Below are 20,658 nucleotides of genomic sequence, written 5' to 3' on the forward strand. Positions count from 1 at the left end.
CGCCCCGTTGCCGCGACAGCGAACGGGCGCTCTAAAACAGATAGCCGGCAATGCGTTACCGCGAACACTGTGTATCACGCCAATATTTCAACCGCGTTAATCGCAACGATCAGCGGACCTATCGCGCGATGCGCGCGATGGCGAACGACCGCGACGCGACGAGCCGCGCTCACCCTTTGCCCGCGCCAACAGACAGACGACAACAGCCCAGCTCGCCGGAGCAATAGCGAGCGTCCTGTAATCGACACGGAACCTTCTCTGGCGAACATCGAGCGATCTCCGATCAACACCGGACGTTCTACGATCAACACCGGAAGTTCTCCGATCAACACCGGACGTTCTCCGATCAACACCGGCCGTTCTCCGATCAACATCGGATGTTCTAAGATCAACACCGGACGTTCTCCGATCAACATCGGATGTTCTAAGATCAACACCGGACGTTCTCCGATCAACACCGGCCGTTCTACGATCAACACCGGCAGTTCTACGATCGACACCGGCCGTTCTCCGATCAACATCGGATGTTCTAAGATCAACACCGGACGTTCTCCGATCAACACTGGCCTCCGGCTAAAAATCACTGTTGCTTGCCTGACAAACAATCGACGTTGCGTGTCCGCGCTAAATGCGTGCGTCTTCAGAATAAAAACCCGGCTTCTAAAACAGGATTGCCGGATATTGATCGGCCGATGCCTGATGTTCACCACACACCGTTGCATGTTCAAAATAGAATGCCGGCTGTTCGGCACGGAGCGCCGGAGAATGCGCGGTGCGTCTTGCCGCTTTATCTGATCAGTTCGCCGAACTCGGGCAAATCGATGTCGTTCGAAACATGCCAAGTCGCCTGTGCGACAACGCACAACCCGGTGCCTGAGCGAAGCCGAAGGCCATCCGGCTAAGCCGCCCGTGCGGCGGCGGACAGTATCTGTCGATTTGCATTAGCGGTTTCCTCTTTCTAAGCCGCCTGTGCGGCGGCGGACGGGAAATCGAAATCGGTGGTGCGGTCGGTATCGTTTTCTAAGCCGCCTGTGCGGCGGCGGACGAGGCATACGATTGCTACGGCCTGTTTCGCCATTTCTAAGCCGCCTGTGCGGCGGCGGACTTTTAAAACCCGCCCGCAAGGGCTTTTTATCTTTTCTAAGCCGCCTGTGCGGCGGCGGACCTGGTCGAATGACTGGAAGCTAACCGGCGAATTTTCTAAGCCGCCTGTGCGGCGGCGGACCTGTAGCCAATACGTTTGAGTACTTGCGCGAATTTCTAAGCCGCCTGTGCGGCGGCGGACTCTTTGGCCCGGATGTAGCTGAAGCTGGCTTTTTTCTAAGCCGCCTGTGCGGCGGCGGACACGGCGGCTAATGCTGTCTGTCAATATTGATATTTTCTAAGCCGCCTGTGCGGCGGCGGACGCGATTACGCGCTGACCGAGCACGCGCTGGAGTTTCTAAGCCGCCTGTGCGGCGGCGGACCTGCGCCGGGCGCGCATTGCGCCGGCGATCCTTTTCTAAGCCGCCTGTGCGGCGGCGGACGAAGATCGGCCGCGCTCTGCATCGTGGCTTTATTTCTAAGCCGCCTGTGCGGCGGCGGACGTTGCCGAGTCGTGCGCCCTGCACTCGCCGCCTTTCTAAGCCGCCTGTGCGGCGGCGGACCATCAACGAGCGTCGCTCGTCGGTGTTCATCATTTCTAAGCCGCCTGTGCGGCGGCGGACTTCATGTGCAAGTTCATCGACGATAGCCAGTCTTTCTAAGCCGCCTGTGCGGCGGCGGACTTAGCCTCGTACACGCCCGCCGCTGCCCGAATTTTCTAAGCCGCCTGTGCGGCGGCGGACGAGGTGATGTGGGCGGTGTGGCAGCACTATGCTTTCTAAGCCGCCTGTGCGGCGGCGGACTATGGCTCGGTCTACGACAAGGGCCATGAAATTTTCTAAGCCGCCTGTGCGGCGGCGGACGTTTCAAGGTCTGCCTGAGTCGGAGTGACGCGTTTCTAAGCCGCCTGTGCGGCGGCGGACAAAGTCACAGGCAGGCTGATAGCTCATTGACATTTCTAAGCCGCCTGTGCGGCGGCGGACGTAAAGAGGTTGGTTCCGTCTTTTTTCTTGATTTTCTAAGCCGCCTGTGCGGCGGCGGACCGCCTGGGTTGTACGCGCGGTGGCAATGGTGCTTTCTAAGCCGCCTGTGCGGCGGCGGACCCCTTTTAGATTCTTGTTAGGTTCTTCTTTTATTTCTAAGCCGCCTGTGCGGCGGCGGACGGATACTCGCAAGCGTGAAACCCTGATTTGCATTTCTAAGCCGCCTGTGCGGCGGCGGACTGCCGTTGCAATCAGTCCTAGGAACTCTACGCTTTCTAAGCCGCCTGTGCGGCGGCGGACTAATGCGAGCCACAATCACAAAAACGCCGGATTTTCTAAGCCGCCTGTGCGGCGGCGGACTACCCAGCAAAACCCGTTTGGCACTATTTCGTTTTCTAAGCCGCCTGTGCGGCGGCGGACCCCAGTCGATATTCTCTTCCCATTCGTCGTCATTTCTAAGCCGCCTGTACGGCGGCGGACGCAGCGTGGACATGGGTTCTCGATTTATTTCCTTTCTAAGCCGCCTGTGCGGCGGCGGACTCGACCCGTCGTTGTGCCTGGTGTTCTACATCTTTCTAAGCCGCCTGTGCGGCGGCGGACGGGCTACCGGCGCGCGGCAATCGGTACATGCTTTTCTAAGCCGCCTGTGCGGCGGCGGACACAAACAATGACAAGCAACGCTGAAAGTAGACTTTCTAAGCCGCCTGTGCGGCGGCGGACCGGCCAGTCCGGGTGCATTGGCCGAGCGTTAGTTTCTAAGCCGCCTGTGCGGCGGCGGACGGTAATGGTAATGGGTCGCCAAGACTATCACTTTTCTAAGCCGCCTGTGCGGCGGCGGACTCGCCGTCCCGCCGCCAACTCGACCGCACCAATTTCTAAGCCGCCTGTGCGGCGGCGGACGATATTCGCAGTCGCAATTGTTTGCCGACGGTTTTCTAAGCCGCCTGTGCGGCGGCGGACAAATTTTCTGGACAAACGACTGGAAAATAACCTTTCTAAGCCGCCTGTGCGGCGGCGGACAGACAAGTGGTTCATTACTGCCGACAGTTCAATTTCTAAGCCGCCTGTGCGGCGGCGGACAAAATAACCGGCGAATGGAGCGAAATCGTCCATTTCTAAGCCGCCTGTGCGGCGGCGGACGAAATGCCTTCTTTGTCCCAATGCTTTTGAATTTTCTAAGCCGCCTGTGCGGCGGCGGACGAAATCTACGCCGCTGCTACAAAGCGCGATCATTTCTAAGCCGCCTGTGCGGCGGCGGACATACCCTGAAAATCGCCAAGCCAACCCGGCGCTTTCTAAGCCGCCTGTGCGGCGGCGGACACGGCAATCTGATCGACAGCGCGGCGTTGACTTTTCTAAGCCGCCTGTGCGGCGGCGGACCTAAGCTGACCCAAGAAATGGCGCTGTTGGTTTTTCTAAGCCGCCTGTGCGGCGGCGGACAAGGCGCTTGGCAGCGTTAAATACAAATTCAATTTCTAAGCCGCCTGTGCGGCGGCGGACGCGTAGTTCGTCAAAAGACCATAAGGAATATATTTCTAAGCCGCCTGTGCGGCGGCGGACTTTCCAAAGCCTGCGGCAGGTGTTCCGCGTCTGTTTCTAAGCCGCCTGTGCGGCGGCGGACCATGTCGCAGTCGTTACCTTCTTTGAGCAACCTTTCTAAGCCGCCTGTGCGGCGGCGGACCAAAGCTTGGTGTATTCACATTCAAAATTACCTTTCTAAGCCGCCTGTGCGGCGGCGGACGTCGAGCTTGAGCTTTGTCAGCTTGGCGATCATTTCTAAGCCGCCTGTGCGGCGGCGGACTTGCCGTTCTTGCGGGCGATTTCTTCGTAAATTTTCTAAGCCGCCTGTGCGGCGGCGGACGGGCGTGCAGCTCATCGACAAGCGCCATGTGCTTTCTAAGCCGCCTGTGCGGCGGCGGACCGCAAAATTGAGCAATTCCGGGCCGTCTTCGTTTTCTAAGCCGCCTGTGCGGCGGCGGACGCAAGGCTTGGCAATATCGATGCCGATCTTGCTTTCTAAGCCGCCTGTGCGGCGGCGGACTCCTGCCGGCATGTCTCCGACCGACCTTGCATTTTCTAAGCCGCCTGTGCGGCGGCGGACCCTTAAGCCATTGCCATTCCTGCGCCGACTTTTTTCTAAGCCGCCTGTGCGGCGGCGGACGGCCGCCGATCCTCAGAACCCAGCGCAAAAATTTTCTAAGCCGCCTGTGCGGCGGCGGACTATTGGCGGAAAGTGGGGCCTATATTCCTTATTTTCTAAGCCGCCTGTGCGGCGGCGGACCAGGGCCGACACCGTAACTATTTACTATTGAGTTTCTAAGCCGCCTGTGCGGCGGCGGACATAGCCATATCGATCGACTTGAAAATCTTTATTTTCTAAGCCGCCTGTGCGGCGGCGGACTGTCGGCATTTGCTGGATGCGCCGATCGTGCGTTTCTAAGCCGCCTGTGCGGCGGCGGACATGCGCAATTTTCAGCAAATCCAGCGCCTCCTTTTCTAAGCCGCCTGTGCGGCGGCGGACTGGCGACGGCCTACACGCCGGAGCATTGCATATTTCTAAGCCGCCTGTGCGGCGGCGGACTCTGCATGGCCGGACTTAGCCAGTTTCGATGCTTTCTAAGCCGCCTGTGCGGCGGCGGACTCGCCGCTGATGGCATAAGGCGTCAGTTGGTTTTTCTAAGCCGCCTGTGCGGCGGCGGACAGTAACAGACACGTCGCCACGTTTTCGCCGGCTTTCTAAGCCGCCTGTGCGGCGGCGGACAACGATTTTATGAGCGAATACCCGAAGCGTATTTTCTAAGCCGCCTGTGCGGCGGCGGACGCAACTGCTTAGAGGCGTTGGGCATATCCAGCTTTCTAAGCCGCCTGTGCGGCGGCGGACAAGCCGGTTTTGCACGCGAGAGTTGAAAATTATTTCTAAGCCGCCTGTGCGGCGGCGGACCGCGCGAAAACCGTAGCCAGCATGCCGTTGATTTTCTAAGCCGCCTGTGCGGCGGCGGACTACTTGAGCCGGCCGTTTTCGATCACGTCCAATTTCTAAGCCGCCTGTGCGGCGGCGGACAATCTCATGGTCGCCGGCGCGGTACTTGAGCCTTTCTAAGCCGCCTGTGCGGCGGCGGACAACACCGGCATCGGCCACGGCGTGTACGAGCTTTTCTAAGCCGCCTGTGCGGCGGCGGACTGTTCCCAGCCGGGATATTTCTCGCCGCATGCTTTCTAAGCCGCCTGTGCGGCGGCGGACATTGGCATTCATCAAATCGGCCAGGCCGTGCATTTCTAAGCCGCCTGTGCGGCGGCGGACTGATTATAAATAAACGGGAAGCCGGTTGCGACAAGGGTAGCGGACGGATTAACCCATTTTTACCATCCGTAAAACCAATACCCGTAACCGGCTGATTTAGTTCACATTGTTAAAGAGCGAAAAAAATTGGGTCAAAACTCGGGGACAGTGGCCGTCCGGCTCAAACCGTAAGTGCTGAAATGACCTGCCAGCGGCGCCGCGACGGCCGATTTGCCAATCCACAAACAAAAGCTTTGGCCGTTGCTGAGACTTTGCAAGCGAATAAACGGCGTGGCGTGGCGATACGCTCGGCGCCTACTATATTGCGCCACCGAAAGCGGGCGTTGGCGAGATTGGCTGCATAACGTTTGGCGGCTGCTAAGCAATTCTCGGGATTACAGCATCTGCCGACATTATTAGCAGCGTTCAGCGATAAGAATCATGAATTCAAGAAATGGCCTTTATTCGCAATAACTTACAGATACAATACTTCCAATCATCAGTAGGTAAACCATGAAAACCAACGCCGACAACCGAAATGTTATTCAGGTATTCATAGCCTCCGCTATTCAGTGGATTAAGCGCTTTGTTAGATTGGACCAAAGCAACATCAGCCCCCAAATTACCCTGACCGCAAAAGACTTGCAGGCGCTTTTTGATTTGGAGGATCATCCACCCGAACCGACCGAGCGCATGAAAAAAGCCTTGCAAACTTACAAAAAAATTGTCGCTGAGAAAATATGAGCGGCAGCGGTTGCTAACCATGAGTTAAAAGTACCGGTAACTCTATGCCCAAATTGAACGACAAAAGGCAAGTAACCTTGCCGAAAGCCATTTGCACAGCTATTGGTTTGCATCCTGGCGACTACATCGCTGTGTTCGCCCGCGATGGCATGGTTCACGTCGTCAAGATGGACGCCAGCGAAATCTCCGGAAAAATTCTAGCCCCCATCCAAAGCGAAGTTTGCTCGACCAATGAAAACATCGAGACGCCGGGCAAAACACGCGTAGCCGACGACCGTTTATCCGATAGCAACGGCTAGGCCGAGCGCGCATTTAGCGCGACACTCGGCCGGTGTTCCCCTAACAGCGTTTGACGCATCGAGGCGACGACATCAACAGTCAGAACTCAGGCACGGTAGCGGTCGCGCTAAGCCCGTAACTACTAAATTCGCCGCTCGACGACTCAGCCACCGTGACCTTTTTAATCCACAAACAAAAGCTTTGGCCGTTGCTGAGACTTTGCAGGCGTATAAACGGCGTGGCGATGCGCTTATCCGACATGTCGCAATAGCGAAACGACTTGGGATAAGTCTCCCCACCCTTCGAATCGGAGCGAAGTTCCACCACGCCGTTCCATGCGGCGTCGAAGTCCAGGTCGTGCCGCTTGGCATAACGCCGCGCCAAGCGCTCCGGGTTGGTTTTGGCATGTTCGCGCCGGTAAATCGCATAACCCGCCACCTTGTCCGGCACCGGGCGAATACTGGTGCAATGCACGTAATCGCTCAACCGCGCCAGCCACTTCGGCGCGTCGAAGCGGGCCAGCGTGGCTTCGTCTTGGGCAAACAACCGGCACTTTGCGCCGAGCACGCTGTATTTCTCGCCGATCACATATTCCGGAAACGACACGCCAATCGGCACTTGCTTTTGCTCGTCCTGCATTTCGACTAAGCCCAAGTGGATTTGCTGGACGACTTTGAACCACAGAAAATTCAGCCCGACCTCGGGATTGGGCAGCAAGGTGATTTCCAAATAAAACCGCATGGCTCAGTCCTTGCCGCTTTGGCCGAACACGCCGCCGCGCACCAATACCGCCATCACGTAATGCTCTTGCTCCTTGCTGGCAAGCGCTTCGCCGAGTGCGAAGCGGTCGAACAGCGTGTAAAAGTCGGCTTTGTCTTTAGGGGTACGGAAGGCTTTTCCCAGGTTGGTCACCGCGCCGTAAGGTTCGATGGCGATTGGGCCGATGCCAACGGTGCCATCGTCGTGGCCGGGATACCAGGTGTCGATGGTGCGCAGCGCGTTGCCGATTTTTTGCGAATGCAAGGCAGCGGTGCCGTTGACGGCATACAGGATTTTGCTTTTGTCGCCCTTGCCGTTGCCGAGGATCAATTCCTCGCTGGGGTAAACTTCCTGCGCCTTGCCGATTAAGGCGTAGGCCTCGACGCTAATCAATAAATACGGCAAGCGACCGCACAAGGCATCGGCGATTTTTCCGGCCAGTTTTTGCAAATCCGGGGTATCGGCATTGAAATCACGCAGGGAAAATTGCTTGGCGTCGAAAACCAATGCGTCCCCGTCGCCGGTATCGACCACCACTTCGATTTTTTCCGCGCCGACTCGATTGCGCCATAAATAGCGGGCGTTGGCGATGTTGACGGCGTAACGTTTGGCCAGTTCCGCAAAGCCTTCCTGTTCGATGTAGGCTTGGGCGACGCCTGGATAAACCGCGTTGAAATTCGGCCCATTGCTGGCCGACGGTTTATCCACGCCGCCCAACACTTTCAGGGTAAAGCTCAGTTTTAACGTGTCTTGATCCTCGGCCAACGCGCAGGCGTCGACGGTTTGCAAGTTGGGTTTTTCGACTTCGGCGTTGAGTTTTAAGGGGTCGTTTTGCAACGCGGGTTTCAAACGATTGGAAATCGTGCCGCGCACGGATTTTGGTGTTAAACCAAGCGGCTTGGGTTTGCTACGGTCGTCCCATGTAGTGCCATATAGATAACCGTCGGAAGGCACCAATTTTTTTTCGAAAGCCAATACGGTTGCGTCGTTTTTTGCTGCCATGTTTTAGTCTCCAATAAGATTTGCTGCTGTGAGGGTTCGGCAAAGGTATAGATTGCGTCCGGTATCGACGTGGTATTGCCATAGCACGTCGTCCAGATTGGTAATGCGGTACGGCATTTTGAATTCGCCCAGCGTGACCACGCTTTCGGCGAAGCGGTGCGGTGTGTCAAGGTCGCGTTGGTTGGCGGCTTGGCCCAATTCGGAAATACCCTGAAAGCCCACCGCAATCGGCACCAGCCAACCCGGCGCCTTGCGTTGACTGCTCCATGTGACTTTGCCGCTTTCGTCCTGCTCGCTGCGGTGCATGACTTTCAGATAATCCAGCAAGGCATCCAGCGCGTCCCGCTGCTCGTCGCGCATGGCCTGCACCATCAGTTCCCGGCGCTCGACTAGCACGTAACCGAGCATCAGCCGGTTGAGTAGTTTCCTGACGCTGCGATCGTCATCTTCATCGACGATATGAATTTCCACCGGCTTAACGGTCAGCACGTCGCCACCGGCCCATTTCATCCGCCGCAGTTGCTGGTTAAGCGTGATTTCGAGACGCTCCCGTTCGTCGGTATCGAAGCCTTGTAATTCCACCAACAGCGACACGTCCAAGTGACAGCGGGCTTCTTCGACGAAGGCTGGCCTGCCACCGTCTTTATCCAACGGATTGGCGGTGCCGACAATGGAATGCACGAAATCGCCTTGGCCTTTGTAGGTCTGTAAATCGAAGCGATGGCAGCTTAACGCCACGCCGGTCAGCTCGATGTCGGTCAATCCCTGTTGTTGTAAATGGCGTTGGACGGCATGCACGCCACCCAACCAAGCGGTCATGGCCGGAAAGCCGATGGTGTACGGACTGCTCATCGCGTTGGCGTTGTGAATGCGCAGATGCGGAATTAACAGAAAACGGCGCGTCATTTGAAAAACTCCTGGTCGGCGGCAACGGCTTGCTCGGCCAACGCTGCCAACTCATGGAATTCGTCGTCGCCGAGCTTGGTGCGGCTGTCCTTGCACAGGTATTCGTAAGTTCGAATGATCCAACGGGCAAAATCGCCGGCCACCTCGTCCAGCCATACTTCGGATTGCTCGCGCTGTTCCAGATAGGCGTCGTCGAGCCAAATCCGTTGCGCTAGCGGTAAGTCGCGGTAATGCTCGGTTTGCGACCAGCCGGGACCGGTGGCGCGAATGGCGAAGGCTAGTCGCAAGACTGCGTCGATCAGGTATTTGAGGGTATGACGGATGCCGTCGCGAACGTGCATGTTGTTGACGCCGCTGCGCATCAAGCGGTCCAGGGTCTGGAAGCTGTCTTGGAAACGGCGGGCGGATAGCGAGTTTCTGAAGAAATGTCGAGTCGGTAATCTCACCTGCCGCTGCTCGAAGATTGGCGGCACACTGCTTAACAGATATGCCCGGCCGGCATTTTGATTGTTCAGGACACTGATATTCTGCGGCTTGGTGCCGCCGTACAAGGTAACGGTCAATCCCAGCATGTCGTCGAAACCGTCGGCGTGGTGTTCATTTTTACGCCGGCTGTCCTTGGCCTGTTTGGTGGCTTCGGAAAAGCGCATTGCATCAATGCGGCTTTTGGTTTGGGTTAGCATACCAGCTGGAGTCAGGATAGACAGCAGGTGATAGTCGGCATCGACCGGAAAATAGACTTGCTTGACCAAGCCGTCGGTCCGATTGCCGTCGTCGCTTTGTTTAACCGTCAAAAACCCGGAACGCAGACTGTCGTAATTTGCAGTCGGCACCGTCAACAGGCGCTTCGCTTCCTCGCTGTCCCGTTCCAGGTGCTGCAACAGCGTTTGCCCGTCATTCAGCGGCAGAGTCAAAAACTTGTAAACATCCATCGCCGCCGCGTTGCCGAATACGTCCAACTCGTAATCCACATTGCCGGTACGCAGGTAGCCGTCGTTCGCCTGTTGGCCTTGGGCGATGACCGAACTGGTTTTGGCGCTGGGATGGCTGAATTTGCCGGGATGGCTGACCATGGATAACCAGGCGGCCCGCCGCGCAGCATCCGGCAACCAGGTCGGTAAGGAAAATTTGTCCTCGGCTTCTTGTTGGATGGCGGCTTGTTGATCCGGGTCTTCCGTGGTTTTTAATTTGGTTTTCAGCCAAGCTGCTTTGCGGTCGGCGAAAAACGTTGTGATCGATTCGTGCATTGGCAATAGCCTCCTTTGAAGCGTGTTTTTATGGTTCCTGCTAATTCATGTCTTGATACAAGCCGAATTGATCCGAATAAAACCAAGGATTGTCGCTATTCGGACGAATCATGATTTCGCCGTAACGCTCGGATGCGGCTTGTAATAGCTGTTCGGGATCGACGTCGGCGCCGGCCGCTACGCTATCGGCGTGTTGGCGCAATATGCTTTGGTAATCGCGCGTCATCCATGATCGGGCCTGGGCTTTAGCCGAAAAGGGTTCCGCCGGCACGATGTTGTATACGGATTGGCGAGGGATGAATTGCCCGCGTTCGTCCTTCTCGCAAAACACCGCTTTACCGTCTCGCCAGACCAAAAATAGCGATGTTTCCGGATTGCCGGCTCGAAACGGGTTGATTTGCTGCGGCACGGCGGTTAGCCACCAATTTTCGTGCAGCCAGGCCTGCAAGGCTTGCGGGCCTTGTTGCCGGTAATCGGTCAGGCTTTGATGTAGGGCTTGGTGTTCCAGGTCAGCTAAGCGCTGTTTCGGCTCCAGCTTTTCCGGGCGTTGAATGCGCGGCACGGCATTAACGACTTTGTTCAATTCGGCTTCGTCCACCAATTGAGCAAAGTCGTGGCTGGTCAACCTTAGACTTTTGCCGTTTTCGTAACCCGGTCGGCAATAGGCCGGGCCGCCCGATTGCCGCAAGGCTTTCAGGTTGTATTGCATCACGGCGATATTGGCGTGTTCGATATCGGCCGATAGTCGACGATGGCGTAGCACCCGGCCTGCCAACTGGATGATGGAACGAAACGACGACGGTTCTATGACGGCCCAATCGAAATCGTGGTCGCGCCCCACTTCTTCCACCGGCGTCGCCACCAGTATGAACAATACGTCATCGGCTGCTGTGGAATCCAAATGCCGGCGGATTGCGGGGACCTGAAATGCTTTCGCTGTTTGGCCTGGTTTTTCCTTGCGTTGCAAAATTTCATCCAAATGTTTTTCCTGTTCATGACGTATTAGCAGCACTTGCCGGCTATGGTAAGCCATGATTTTCGGCTCAATGCTGCAGCCCCATTCCGCTTGCAACATGTAGCGTGTCAGCGCGACGCAAGGCGGAATGTTCGCCATCCGCACTACGCCGAACGATACGCGCTTTCCGGTTTTGGCATCGATGCTGTGATGATCAGCGTGCAGCCGTTCGGCGGCTAGCCGAATTTTGGCGAAATACTGTTGCCGTTGCTCAACAGGCTGGCTTTTCAAGGCAAGCAGTTCGTCGCATCGTTCGATAATGGCTTTACGTTTGACAAGTTGCTTGTGCAGATGGCCGACCCGTTTGCCAATGAACTGCCGGTGTAGCTGCGCGTATTGCCGGCAACGGCTATCGGAATCCGTGTTGTCCAGTCGCTCGACTTGCGTACCGAACTCGTCGATCCAGGCGCAGGCCACTAGCGGATGGGCGGTTTTGAAATGGCTGTGCAATTGCCAACCGGCTTGATACGCATGGAAAAAACCTTCCGCCAAATCCGGTGGAATCGTGGCGGAGGAAATCATCACCTTGCGGCCCAACATGCCGGCCAAATGGATCAAACGGCCGATGGCAATCAAATCGGTGCCGTCAAAGTCGTCCACTTCGTCGATCACCAGATCGGAGGACAACAGGCGCAGACAAGGCAGGATGAATTTGCCGCCGCGCCGGGTTTCGGTGGCGACGATGATGTGGTCTATCGTGCAAGCTAACACCGGCTTGTATAAAAATGCCTTGTGTTTTTCGGTCAGCCGGGGTTGATGCTTGGGAAACAGCACGTCGAGAAATTCGGCATGCGGCATGTCGCCAAAATCCAGATCTTCCGCCAATAGTTGTTCTCTGGATTCGGACCCGATGTCTTCGTAGCCGGGCGGCTGGTCTTTTTTCCGCGCGGCTTTGTCGTAAAGCTGTTTGATTGCCGCCGAGCCGATCAAAACCGCCAGGTCCTGGTCGGTCAAACCCAATCGATTGCGGTATTCGTTGCCGGTTTGCAAGGTCAAGGTCCGCAAACCCAAGGCCAGCACGTAGCGCAAACTATCGCCGTCGTCCGCCAGTGCGCGCATGACTTTGGCATTAGCCACGGTTTTGCCGCAGCCGGTGCTGGCCATATTCACCACGAACCAGCCGTAGCCTTGTTCTTGCTGGGCTTGATGTTGGGCTTTGAAGCGGGCGATGCCGTCCACGGCCTTATCCTGCCATTCGAAACCGGCGGGACTTTTTTGCTTGAGGCTTTTAATGTCGTAGGCGGCATCCATCTCGCTACTGAAGCGCGACAGGGTTTGGCTGATTTTCAAAGCTTGATCGCCGACGCGGACCAAATGCTCGTCCAGTTTTTGTTTGAGCCGTTTTTGGCTATCAGTGTTAGCGTAAAGATCGATTACCGACTGCCAATTGCCGTCGGCTTGGCAGGACGAGTAATAGTGATCGCCCAGCATCAGGCACAAACGCGCATGGTGCAGCAACAGCCGGTAGGCGCCGTTGTCGAGCAAGGCTTGGATCGGCACTTGGTTCTGTAGCAACTTGGCCGACCATTTTTTCAGTTGTTTGCGCCATGGATCGGATTGCGACAACAAACCGTCTGGAAATTCGAAGCAGGCTTTCAGGCGCTTATCGTCGTCGTTGGGATTTTGGTAGCCCCAGTCCGCGTTCAAGCTTTTCAGCATGCGCGCCAGACTTTCTCGATTCTGTCCCGACTCGTCGTTCGGTTTGAAGCGACTCGGCAAGCGGTGATGACTCATGATCAACCAGCCGACGAGTTGTGCAATCGGCGGTAAGTCGGCCAATGGATTTTTCAGGTTTTCGGCGGTCAGATTTTTTAACGCTGCTTCGTCCCAGTTGTCATCGCCCAACAGCCTCAGCCAAGTTTTGTCTTCATCACCCGCAAGCCGTACCAAACCATTCAACAACAGACAGGAAATCCATTCGTGGCGTAGCGGATCGCCTACGCAAGAGCTGGATTTGAGTTTGCTTTGGAACAAAGCAGTTGCCTTGCCCCAATCGTGTAGTAACGCCGCAACTGCGACCAAGGCTTTGATGGCCGGCAAATAGGTCCAGTTGTTTTCCCATTGGCTGTTCAGCAGATTCTTTTGCGTGCTGTTGACCGGCACAACCCCCTCGGCATTGAAGCGCTTGCGATTGCCGACTATCCAAACCAATTCGCTCCGGCTCCGTGACCTAATCCAATGGCAACTAACCGCCGTATTTTTGGTGGCGGTCTTGCGCAGCAGGGTTTTGACGGCGATCAGGCCTTCTTCGGTAATCACGGTTTGCCAGGTGTTGTCGCCGATGCGGTTGGCGAAGGCGTCCAGCACGCGGCGGGTGCGGGCCAGGGCTTTTTTCTGGCATTGGCTGACGAAGGTGACCATCATGGGCGGTCGTCCAGTTGATGTGTTCGTGGTTCGACTGGCTCACCACGAACGGTTTTGTTTACGTCATCAGTTTGTGGTTCGACAGGCACATCACGAACAGTTTTGTTTACGCCGTCAGTTTGTGGTTCGACAGGCTCACCACGAACAGTTTTGTTTACGCCGTCAGTTTGTGGTTCGACAGGCTCACCACGAACAGTTTTGTTTACGCCGTCAGTTTGTGGTTCGACAGGCTCACCACGAACGGCATTGTTCACGTCGTCGGTTTGTTGTATGGCGGCTCGCTTGACTTGCTCGAACATAAAATCCAGCGCTTTGTGGTCGGTGAATTTTTGCAGGATTTGCTGGCGGAATTCCTGTTCGCTCATTTTTTCCTTGGCGCAGACGAAAGCCCAGGGCAGGACGATGGCGTCCTTGACCAGGTCGGCAACGTCGAACACCAGCGCGCCGCGCCGGGTTTTGCCGTGCATGACCGCGAAACCGTGCGGGATGCCCAGTACCCATAAGGTGGTGGCGGCCAGGCCGTAGGCCAGGTAATTGCCGTGGTTAAGGAAACCGTTGGCAAGGTCGGTGGCGTCGTGGTCGCGGCTGAAATCGCCGTGTTGGGTGGCCTTGGCGGCGTAACGGTAGAGCTGTTTGGTCAATAGCGCTTCGCGTTGCAGCAGGTCGCCGGTTTTTTCGGCGCTGCCGAGCTTGCCGGCGTAATTGTCCAGCGCGGCAGCTATGGCGCTGTCGTCAGCGAAGATACCTTCAGCCTGCAGTTCGCGGTCCTTGCTCCATACCTTACGAATGTAATCGACGCGGGCTTGTTGAAAAGCCTTGGCGACTGTCAGACGTTGCGCGTCGTCGAACCAGAATTTCAGCCAGCCCTGGATGTATTCGGTGGGGCGGTATTCGCTTTGCGGGGTGAGCCATTCGATTTCGCAGCCGCTAAACAAGGGCGTGCCTCCGCCGCCGCAAAATCCCACCAGCACGCCGGCGCTGGCCAGCATCCGCATCGCTGCCTGGGTAATCGAGGTGCCGGTGCCGAGCAGAATCACCGTGGTATTGGCGATGGGGATGTTCCAATACAGGTTTTCGTCCTTGGCTTCGGTCAGGTACAGCACGCGGCCGTCCTTTTGCATCACCCGGCATTTTTCCAGGTAGTAGATGTTGGCGCGCTTGGAGTGGAGGATGGCTTTTAGGTCGGTGAGTTGTTCCATAACCGTCGGATGATTGTTCCAAAACGGCCCGGATTATTGCCGCGTCGGCGCGCCAGCGTCAAGGCTAGACAAAGGAAGGGAGAACGGCCTGCCGTGCCGGAATATCAGCCATCACGGTTAAAGCCGTTGCAAAGGGTCGAATTTGCGTCGGGGCATCGGAGCGGCGGGAATGCGTAGCTGTCGGTCGAGTCGAGTGCCGCGCCTATTATAACGGCCCTTAGTTACCGTTCGCCCTGTGCCTGTCGAAGGGCTCGCCAGCGGGTTTCGACGAGCTCGGCCCGAACGGACTACCCGTGGTCAATAGGGCCGAGTTTGCGTTTGACGATACCGATTCGGAACGCGTTCCAGTGCTATTGAAGCCGTTTCCACGCCGCGAAATTTTTGCCAAAAAAAGCCCCACGAAGTCAGTGGGGCTTTTGGGGGACTGGGCGGACCGGAGCCGCCCTATTTTAGGTAGCAATCAGCGATTAATCCTCGCCGCCGAACACGCCCAGCAATTGCAACAAGCTGGTAAACAAGTTGTAAATCGAAACGTACAAGGACACGGTGGCCAGAATATAATTGGTCTCGCCGCCGTGGATGATTTCACTGGTTTGGTACAGGATCATCGCCGACATCAACAGGATGAACATTGCCGATACCGCCAAGGACAAGGCCGGAATCGAGAACAAGACCGCCGCCAGACCGGCCAGGAAGGCCACCATGATGCCAACCATTAAAAAACCGGCGATGAAGCTGAAATCCTTGCGGCTGATCAGCGCGTAAGCCGACAAGCCCAAAAAGATCACTCCGGTACCGCCCAACGCGGTCAAGACCAATTGATGACCGTTGCTGTAGGCCTGGATATACATATTTAAAATCGGTCCCAGCGTCATGCCCATGAAGCCGGTCAACGCGAACACGAATACCAAGCCCAGCGCGCTATTGCTGAACCGGGTGGTCAGGAACAACAAGCCGAAATAGCCGACCATCGTCACGATCAGGCCGGGATGCGGCAGATTCAGCATCATCGCCAACGCGGCGGTGCCGGCGCTGAACAATAAGGTCATCGACAACAACAAATAGGTATTCTTCAAAACTTTATTGGTCGTCAGAATGCGAGATTCCGAACGAACGGTTGCAGTGTTTAAACGCATGATTGGTTATCCTCTTGAGTTGAACAAGTGTCGCTGTGACCGTTTAATCGCGCCGGAGTTTCCCGGCATCGGCAGCGCCGTCTGCTAGTATACCTAAACAATTTGCAAACTAGAGGCTAAAAGGTGATGACAAGCACCACCCCCTACGAACTGGCCGGCGGCGAAGCGGCGCTGCGCAGTCTGGTCGACCGTTTTTATTTCTACATGGATATTCTGCCCGAAGCCCAAGGCATACGGGCGATGCACGCCGACAATCTGGCGTCGGCCAAGGACAAATTGTTCAAGTTTTTCTCGGGCTGGCTGGGCGGCCCGGATCTTTTCATGCAGGAGTTCGGTCATCCGATGCTCAGAGCCAGGCATCTGCCGTTTCGAATCGGCGAGTCCGAGCGCGACCAGTGGATGCTGTGCATGAACAAGGCACTGGACGAAATCGCGATGGACCCCAGACTCCGGGACAATATCCGCGCGGCCTTGCAAAATCTGGCCACGCACATGATCAATCAGGACACCTAGGAAACCCTCCCATGTCTTTATCCAAACAATTGTTAATCCTGATCTCGGCGCTGTTTTTGATGATATTCAGCGTCAACTTCGCGCTGAGCGTCGGCAACATCAAGGATTATCTGGAAGGCGAGTCGAAAAGCCATGCCCAGGATACCGCGACCTCGCTGGGCTTGTCGCTGAGCCCGTACATGACCAACCCGGACGATCAAGTCATCCAGTCGATGGCCAGCGCGATTTTCGACATGGGCTATTACAAGGAGATTCGCATCGTGGACGCCGAAAACCGCGAACTGGTCGAACTGATCAGCGAAAAGCGCGTGGAGGGCGTGCCCGATTGGTTCATCGACCGGCTGCCGATGACCTCCGCCACCGCCGAAGCCGAGATCAGTACCGGCTGGAATCTGGCCGGCGTCGTCTACGTGACCGTCAATCCCGGCTTTGCCTATCTGAAACTGTACGAGCAAGCCAAATCGGCATTTTACTATTCGTTGGCCGCATTCCTGGTGTCGATCAGTCTGCTGGTGTTTGTGTTGCGGATGACGCTGGCACCGTTGAATAAAATCGACTGGCTGGCGCGCCGTATCAGCGAAGGCCACTACGAGACGATACACGCGCTGCCTTGGACCCGCGAGGTCCGCAATGTCGCCGCGTCGATGAATACGATGTCGCAAAAAATCAAAACCGCGATCGCCTCGCTGCAAACCAAGCTGGATCGGATGGGCGCCAGCCTGTTGCGCGACGATTTGACCGGTTTGTACAAAAAGTCGGTGTTCGAAACCGACTTGAAACCGCTGTTCGCCGAGCACGGCGACGCCCACGTCGCCTTGATCCGCCTGGACAGTCTGTCCGAATTGGTCAAGGAACACGACAGCGCGGCCATCGACGATCTGCTGAGCCGCTTCGCCAAACTGCTGCAACACACCGCGGATAGCGCGGCCCATCCGGTCAAGCCTTACCGGTTCTACGGCGCCGAATTCGCGCTATTGATCGAAACCGCCGACCAAGGCTTCGTCGAAGATTTGTTAAAAAGCCTGGCCGTCGATATCGCGCAATTGGGGGAACAGTACCGTAAACCCGACTTGGTCCACATCGGCGTCGCTCGCCTGAACCCGGTCGGCAGCGCCGAATCGCTGTTGGAAGCCGCCCACGAAGCCCACGAACAAGCTCAGCTGATCGGCGCCAACAGTTATTTCATTCGGGCCGGCGACAATATCGCCCGCGACATCACGGCCTGGAAGAGCTTGGTGTTCGATTGCGTGGACCGCTGCGACTATTCCGTGTGGTATATCGGCCAGACCGCCGCGTTCGCCACTGGCGCGCTGTTGATGGAAGAAGCCTTTATCCAGGTCCACGACCGTCACGGCGAACTGGTCGCGATCGGCCCGTTCATTTCGATTGCCGAGAAGTTCGCCAAAATCGTCGACTTGGATCGCGGCATCATCGAACAAGTCGTACACCACATCCGCGACGGCCACCTTGCCCATAGCATCGCCGTCAACCTGTCGACCCGCACCGTCAGAAACGGCGAATTTCGCCGTTGGCTGGAAATTTTGTTAAAGCAAAGCCCGATCGCCGCCAAGCAACTGGTCTTTAGCCTGTCGGCTTACGCGGTCGCCAAGGATGTCGAAGCCTACCGGGATTTTATCGCCGACGTGCATAGCCTGGGCGGCCGGGTCATGATCAAACGCTTCGAAACCCAATCGCTATCGGCCGAGACCGTCAAGCGTTTGCGGCCGGACTTCATCCGTTTGGCCCGCGACCTCGGCAACGGGGTCTGCGACTCGGCGCAAAAACACGTGTTCGTACAGACCGTTCAAGACATCGCGGCCCTAATGGACATTGCCGTTCTTGCCGAAAACGTTCAATCGGAAGCCGACTACCAAACCTTGAAGGCGATGGGTCTCGCCGGTGCTAGCCGTTAGTATCCGGGCGCCGCGCGGTCTGATCGGCGCGGTATTCGCCGCTTTTTGGCTGGCGTGTCTGGCCTTGGCCCAGGATTTCGGCCTCGATCCGGAAATGCTGGCGGCGGTCGAAAAAAAATACGGCGCGCCGGCCAAGCAGCGGCTGTTGGACTGGCAGCAACTGATCGCTTCCGGCCGCGACCTTTCCGAAGATGAGAAAATGCGCCGGGTCAACGACTTCTTCAATCAAAACGTCGAATTCGTCGACGACATCGCGCTGTGGCACAAAACCGATTATTGGGCCACGCCGACGGAGTTTTTGGTCAAGGGCGCCGGCGATTGCGAGGATTACTCGATCGCCAAATATTTCACGCTGGTGGAAATGGGCGTCAGCGACAGCAAATTAAGAATCACCTACGTCAAAGCACTGGAGTTGAATCAAGCGCACATGGTACTCACCTATTTCGAATCGCCGCGCGCGGAGCCGCTGGTCTTGGACAACTTGAAAACCGCCATCCTGCCGGCCGGCAAGCGCCGCGATCTGCAACCGGTCTACAGTTTTAACGGTACCGGCTTGTGGCTGGCTAAAAGCAAGGGCTCCGGCCAGCGCGTCGGCGGCTCGGACCGGATCAGCCTGTGGACCGAGCTGAAAGACCGCATGATGGAGCCGCCACTGTGACCGCCGCCACCGAATTTCATCTGCGCCGCAGCAGCCGAGCCAAACGCACTCGCATTGTCGTCAAGCCGGGCCGGGTGGAAGTGGTCGCTCCGCCCAAGGTTCCCGAACGACAAATCCAAGCCTTCGTCGCCGCGCAACAGGATTGGATCCGCGCGGCGCTACGACGGGTCGCCGAAAAAACCCGGCCGGCGCCGGCTTGGGCACCGGCGCTATATTCTGACGGCGCGGCCGTCCCGTATTTAGGCGAGCGGATTCCGCTGCGGATCGAAACCGCCGCCCGCAAAACGGTTGGCGTCGAGCTACGCGACGGTAGCGGCTTTCACGTACGCATGCCGGCCGGCGAGACCGGCGACGAATCCGAACGCATCCGACTGGCGCTCGGCGACTGGATGAAACGCCAAGCCCGTATCCAAGCCCTGCATTGGATAGAACGCCACGCCCCTCGTCACGGCTTGATGCCGCGCGCCGTCCGCATCAAAACCCAAAAAAGCCGTTGGGGCAGTTGCGGACCGAAGAACGACATCAATTTGAACTGGCTGTTGATGCTGGCACCGCCCGCCGCGCTGGAGTACGTCGTGGTCCACGAACTGTGCCATATCCGCCATAAAAATCATTCGGCTGATTTCTGGCAATTGGTCGAGGCGCATTTGCCGAACTACCGGGAGCAACGGCTTTGGCTGAAGCAACACGGCGCCGCGATCATGCAAGGTTTGTAGCATGCGAAATTCGGTTTTTTACTTGTTCGCGGCCGTGTTGATCTTCGGCGGCCAATTTTTGGTCAGCCAGGATTTGGTGACCGGCAAACCGCCGGCGATCGAACAACGCACGTTGCAAAACCGCGATGCGCTGGCCGGGGTCGCTCAAGGCCCGGCGCTGATTTATTTCTGGGCCGGTTGGTGCGGCGTCTGTCGCGGGATTCAGACTCAAGTGGATAAGGTGTTGCGCGATTATCCCGGCCTGACCGTGGCCGAGCGCTCCGGCGATGCCGCCGAGGTGGCTCGCTATCTCAACGAACGCGGTCTGGATTGGCCGGTGGTCAACGACCCCGACGGCGAGTTGGGGCTGCGCTACGGATTGCGCGGGGTGCCGGCGCTGTTCTTTCTAAACCGTACCGGCCAAATTGTGTTTACCACGGTGGGTTATACCAGCGAATGGGGCTTGCGCGCCCGTTTGTGGCTGGCCGGACTGATCTAGCGCGATTTAGGAAAAGTCGCCGAGCGCCGCCAAATCGCGCTCCAGCAATTCGCTGTCGCCGAGATTCAATTCGACCAAGCGGCGCAAATAGGAAATGCTTTCGATGTCGATGTGCTCGCATTTGAAACCCACTTGCCCGTCTTCGGCATGGGTGGCGCTGACGGCCATCTTGATCGCCGCGTCGTCGGACAATTCGAAACTCAAGGTATAGTCCCCCCCCAGACCGGCGGTCCAGGCTTGATCGAAGCGCAACAGACATCCGCGCAGGCTCAAATCGGCAATCTTGCAAGCCAGCGGACCGTCCGGACCGGTCAACACCGCGCCGGCATGGTAAAAAATCCGTTGAAACCGGCGTTTGTCTTCGCTTTTTTCGAATGCCATGG

General features: G+C 56.9%; 17 protein-coding genes, 1 pseudogene and 1 CRISPR repeat array. Of the genes and pseudogenes, 7 read left to right on the forward strand and 11 right to left on the reverse strand.

Annotated features, from left to right (window positions below; genetic code table 11):
• Window positions 1-74: 74 nt before the first annotated feature.
• The 3 genes and pseudogenes from ACQE3E_RS15965 to ACQE3E_RS15975 form a co-directional block, all read right to left on the reverse strand.
• Complete coding sequence (locus tag ACQE3E_RS15965) at window positions 75-542, reverse strand: hypothetical protein (protein ID WP_427500832.1); 468 nt, start codon at window positions 540-542, stop codon at window positions 75-77.
• Between the two features lie 353 nt (window positions 543-895).
• Window positions 896-5,367: a CRISPR direct-repeat array (repeat unit 28 nt; unit sequence TTTCTAAGCCGCCTGTGCGGCGGCGGAC).
• Window positions 5,368-5,498: 131 nt separating this feature from the next.
• Complete coding sequence (cas6f, locus tag ACQE3E_RS15970; RefSeq protein ID WP_064024389.1) at window positions 5,499-5,678, reverse strand: type I-F CRISPR-associated endoribonuclease Cas6/Csy4; 180 nt, start codon at window positions 5,676-5,678, stop codon at window positions 5,499-5,501.
• Window positions 5,657-5,776: pseudogene (locus tag ACQE3E_RS15975) on the reverse strand (type I-F CRISPR-associated protein Cas7f/Csy3); the annotation flags it as partial. The pseudogene ACQE3E_RS15975 and the gene cas6f (ACQE3E_RS15970), both read right to left, overlap by 22 nt.
• Window positions 5,777-5,859: 83 nt before the next feature.
• Here ACQE3E_RS15975 and ACQE3E_RS15980 point away from each other — a divergent pair.
• Together ACQE3E_RS15980 and ACQE3E_RS15985 are read left to right on the forward strand one after the other, a co-directional pair.
• Entirely contained in the window at window positions 5,860-6,090 is a 231-nt protein-coding gene (locus ACQE3E_RS15980; RefSeq protein ID WP_064024391.1) for a hypothetical protein, read from the forward strand.
• 44 nt (window positions 6,091-6,134) lie between these two features.
• Window positions 6,135-6,389 (forward strand): AbrB/MazE/SpoVT family DNA-binding domain-containing protein, encoded by a 255-nt coding sequence (locus ACQE3E_RS15985; RefSeq protein WP_064024393.1) that lies wholly within the window; start codon window positions 6,135-6,137, stop codon window positions 6,387-6,389.
• Window positions 6,390-6,468: 79 nt separating this feature from the next.
• Here the strand turns inward: ACQE3E_RS15985 and cas6f (ACQE3E_RS15990) are convergent, their stop codons facing one another.
• From cas6f (ACQE3E_RS15990) to ACQE3E_RS16020, 7 genes are all read right to left on the reverse strand, one after another.
• A complete protein-coding gene (gene cas6f, locus ACQE3E_RS15990; RefSeq protein ID WP_064024396.1) occupies window positions 6,469-7,110 on the reverse strand; it encodes a type I-F CRISPR-associated endoribonuclease Cas6/Csy4 in 642 nt (213 codons plus the stop codon).
• Between the two features lie 3 nt (window positions 7,111-7,113).
• Window positions 7,114-8,130 (reverse strand): type I-F CRISPR-associated protein Csy3, encoded by a 1,017-nt coding sequence (gene csy3 / locus ACQE3E_RS15995; protein ID WP_064024398.1) that lies wholly within the window; start codon window positions 8,128-8,130, stop codon window positions 7,114-7,116.
• A 3-nt stretch (window positions 8,131-8,133) separates the two neighbouring features.
• Complete coding sequence (csy2, locus tag ACQE3E_RS16000) at window positions 8,134-9,036, reverse strand: type I-F CRISPR-associated protein Csy2 (protein WP_064024400.1); 903 nt, start codon at window positions 9,034-9,036, stop codon at window positions 8,134-8,136.
• Entirely contained in the window at window positions 9,033-10,283 is a 1,251-nt protein-coding gene (csy1, locus tag ACQE3E_RS16005; protein WP_064024402.1) for a type I-F CRISPR-associated protein Csy1, read from the reverse strand. Before csy1 ends, csy2 begins: the two co-directional genes overlap by 4 nt.
• Before the next feature lie 40 nt (window positions 10,284-10,323).
• Window positions 10,324-13,662 (reverse strand): type I-F CRISPR-associated helicase Cas3f, encoded by a 3,339-nt coding sequence (gene cas3f, locus ACQE3E_RS16010; RefSeq protein WP_064024403.1) that lies wholly within the window; start codon window positions 13,660-13,662, stop codon window positions 10,324-10,326.
• Window positions 13,659-14,861: a type I-F CRISPR-associated endonuclease Cas1f gene (cas1f, locus tag ACQE3E_RS16015; RefSeq protein ID WP_313729770.1), complete on the reverse strand. Its 1,203-nt coding sequence runs from the start codon at window positions 14,859-14,861 to the stop codon at window positions 13,659-13,661. Before cas1f ends, cas3f begins: the two co-directional genes overlap by 4 nt.
• A 467-nt stretch (window positions 14,862-15,328) precedes the next feature.
• A complete protein-coding gene (locus ACQE3E_RS16020; RefSeq protein ID WP_139306118.1) occupies window positions 15,329-15,997 on the reverse strand; it encodes a Bax inhibitor-1/YccA family protein in 669 nt (222 codons plus the stop codon).
• A 126-nt stretch (window positions 15,998-16,123) separates the two neighbouring features.
• Between ACQE3E_RS16020 and ACQE3E_RS16025 the strand changes: the two genes are divergently transcribed.
• The 5 genes from ACQE3E_RS16025 to ACQE3E_RS16045 are packed head-to-tail and all read left to right on the forward strand — an operon-like array spanning window position 16,124 to window position 20,275.
• Window positions 16,124-16,510 (forward strand): group II truncated hemoglobin, encoded by a 387-nt coding sequence (locus ACQE3E_RS16025; protein WP_064031493.1) that lies wholly within the window; start codon window positions 16,124-16,126, stop codon window positions 16,508-16,510.
• An 11-nt stretch (window positions 16,511-16,521) separates the two neighbouring features.
• Window positions 16,522-18,423, forward strand: coding sequence for a LapD/MoxY N-terminal periplasmic domain-containing protein (locus ACQE3E_RS16030; RefSeq protein WP_427500833.1), 1,902 nt, complete (start codon window positions 16,522-16,524; stop codon window positions 18,421-18,423).
• Window positions 18,410-19,081: a transglutaminase-like cysteine peptidase gene (locus tag ACQE3E_RS16035; RefSeq protein WP_313729768.1), complete on the forward strand. Its 672-nt coding sequence runs from the start codon at window positions 18,410-18,412 to the stop codon at window positions 19,079-19,081. Before ACQE3E_RS16030 ends, ACQE3E_RS16035 begins: the two co-directional genes overlap by 14 nt.
• Window positions 19,078-19,797, forward strand: coding sequence for a M48 family metallopeptidase (locus ACQE3E_RS16040; RefSeq protein ID WP_313729767.1), 720 nt, complete (start codon window positions 19,078-19,080; stop codon window positions 19,795-19,797). The genes ACQE3E_RS16035 and ACQE3E_RS16040 overlap by 4 nt, the downstream gene beginning before the upstream one ends.
• 1 nt (window position 19,798) lies before the next feature.
• Window positions 19,799-20,275, forward strand: a complete 477-nt coding sequence (locus ACQE3E_RS16045; RefSeq protein WP_071155678.1) for a protein disulfide oxidoreductase — start codon at window positions 19,799-19,801, stop codon at window positions 20,273-20,275.
• A gap of 6 nt (window positions 20,276-20,281) precedes the next feature.
• On the opposite strand, the gene ACQE3E_RS16050 is transcribed toward ACQE3E_RS16045, so the two are convergent.
• Window positions 20,282-20,656 (reverse strand): PilZ domain-containing protein, encoded by a 375-nt coding sequence (locus tag ACQE3E_RS16050; RefSeq protein ID WP_064028014.1) that lies wholly within the window; start codon window positions 20,654-20,656, stop codon window positions 20,282-20,284.
• Window positions 20,657-20,658: the final 2 nt, after the last annotated feature.

It is taken from the genome of Methylomonas sp. MED-D (genome assembly GCF_050276835.1).
Taxonomy (GTDB): domain Bacteria; phylum Pseudomonadota; class Gammaproteobacteria; order Methylococcales; family Methylomonadaceae; genus Methylomonas; species Methylomonas koyamae_A.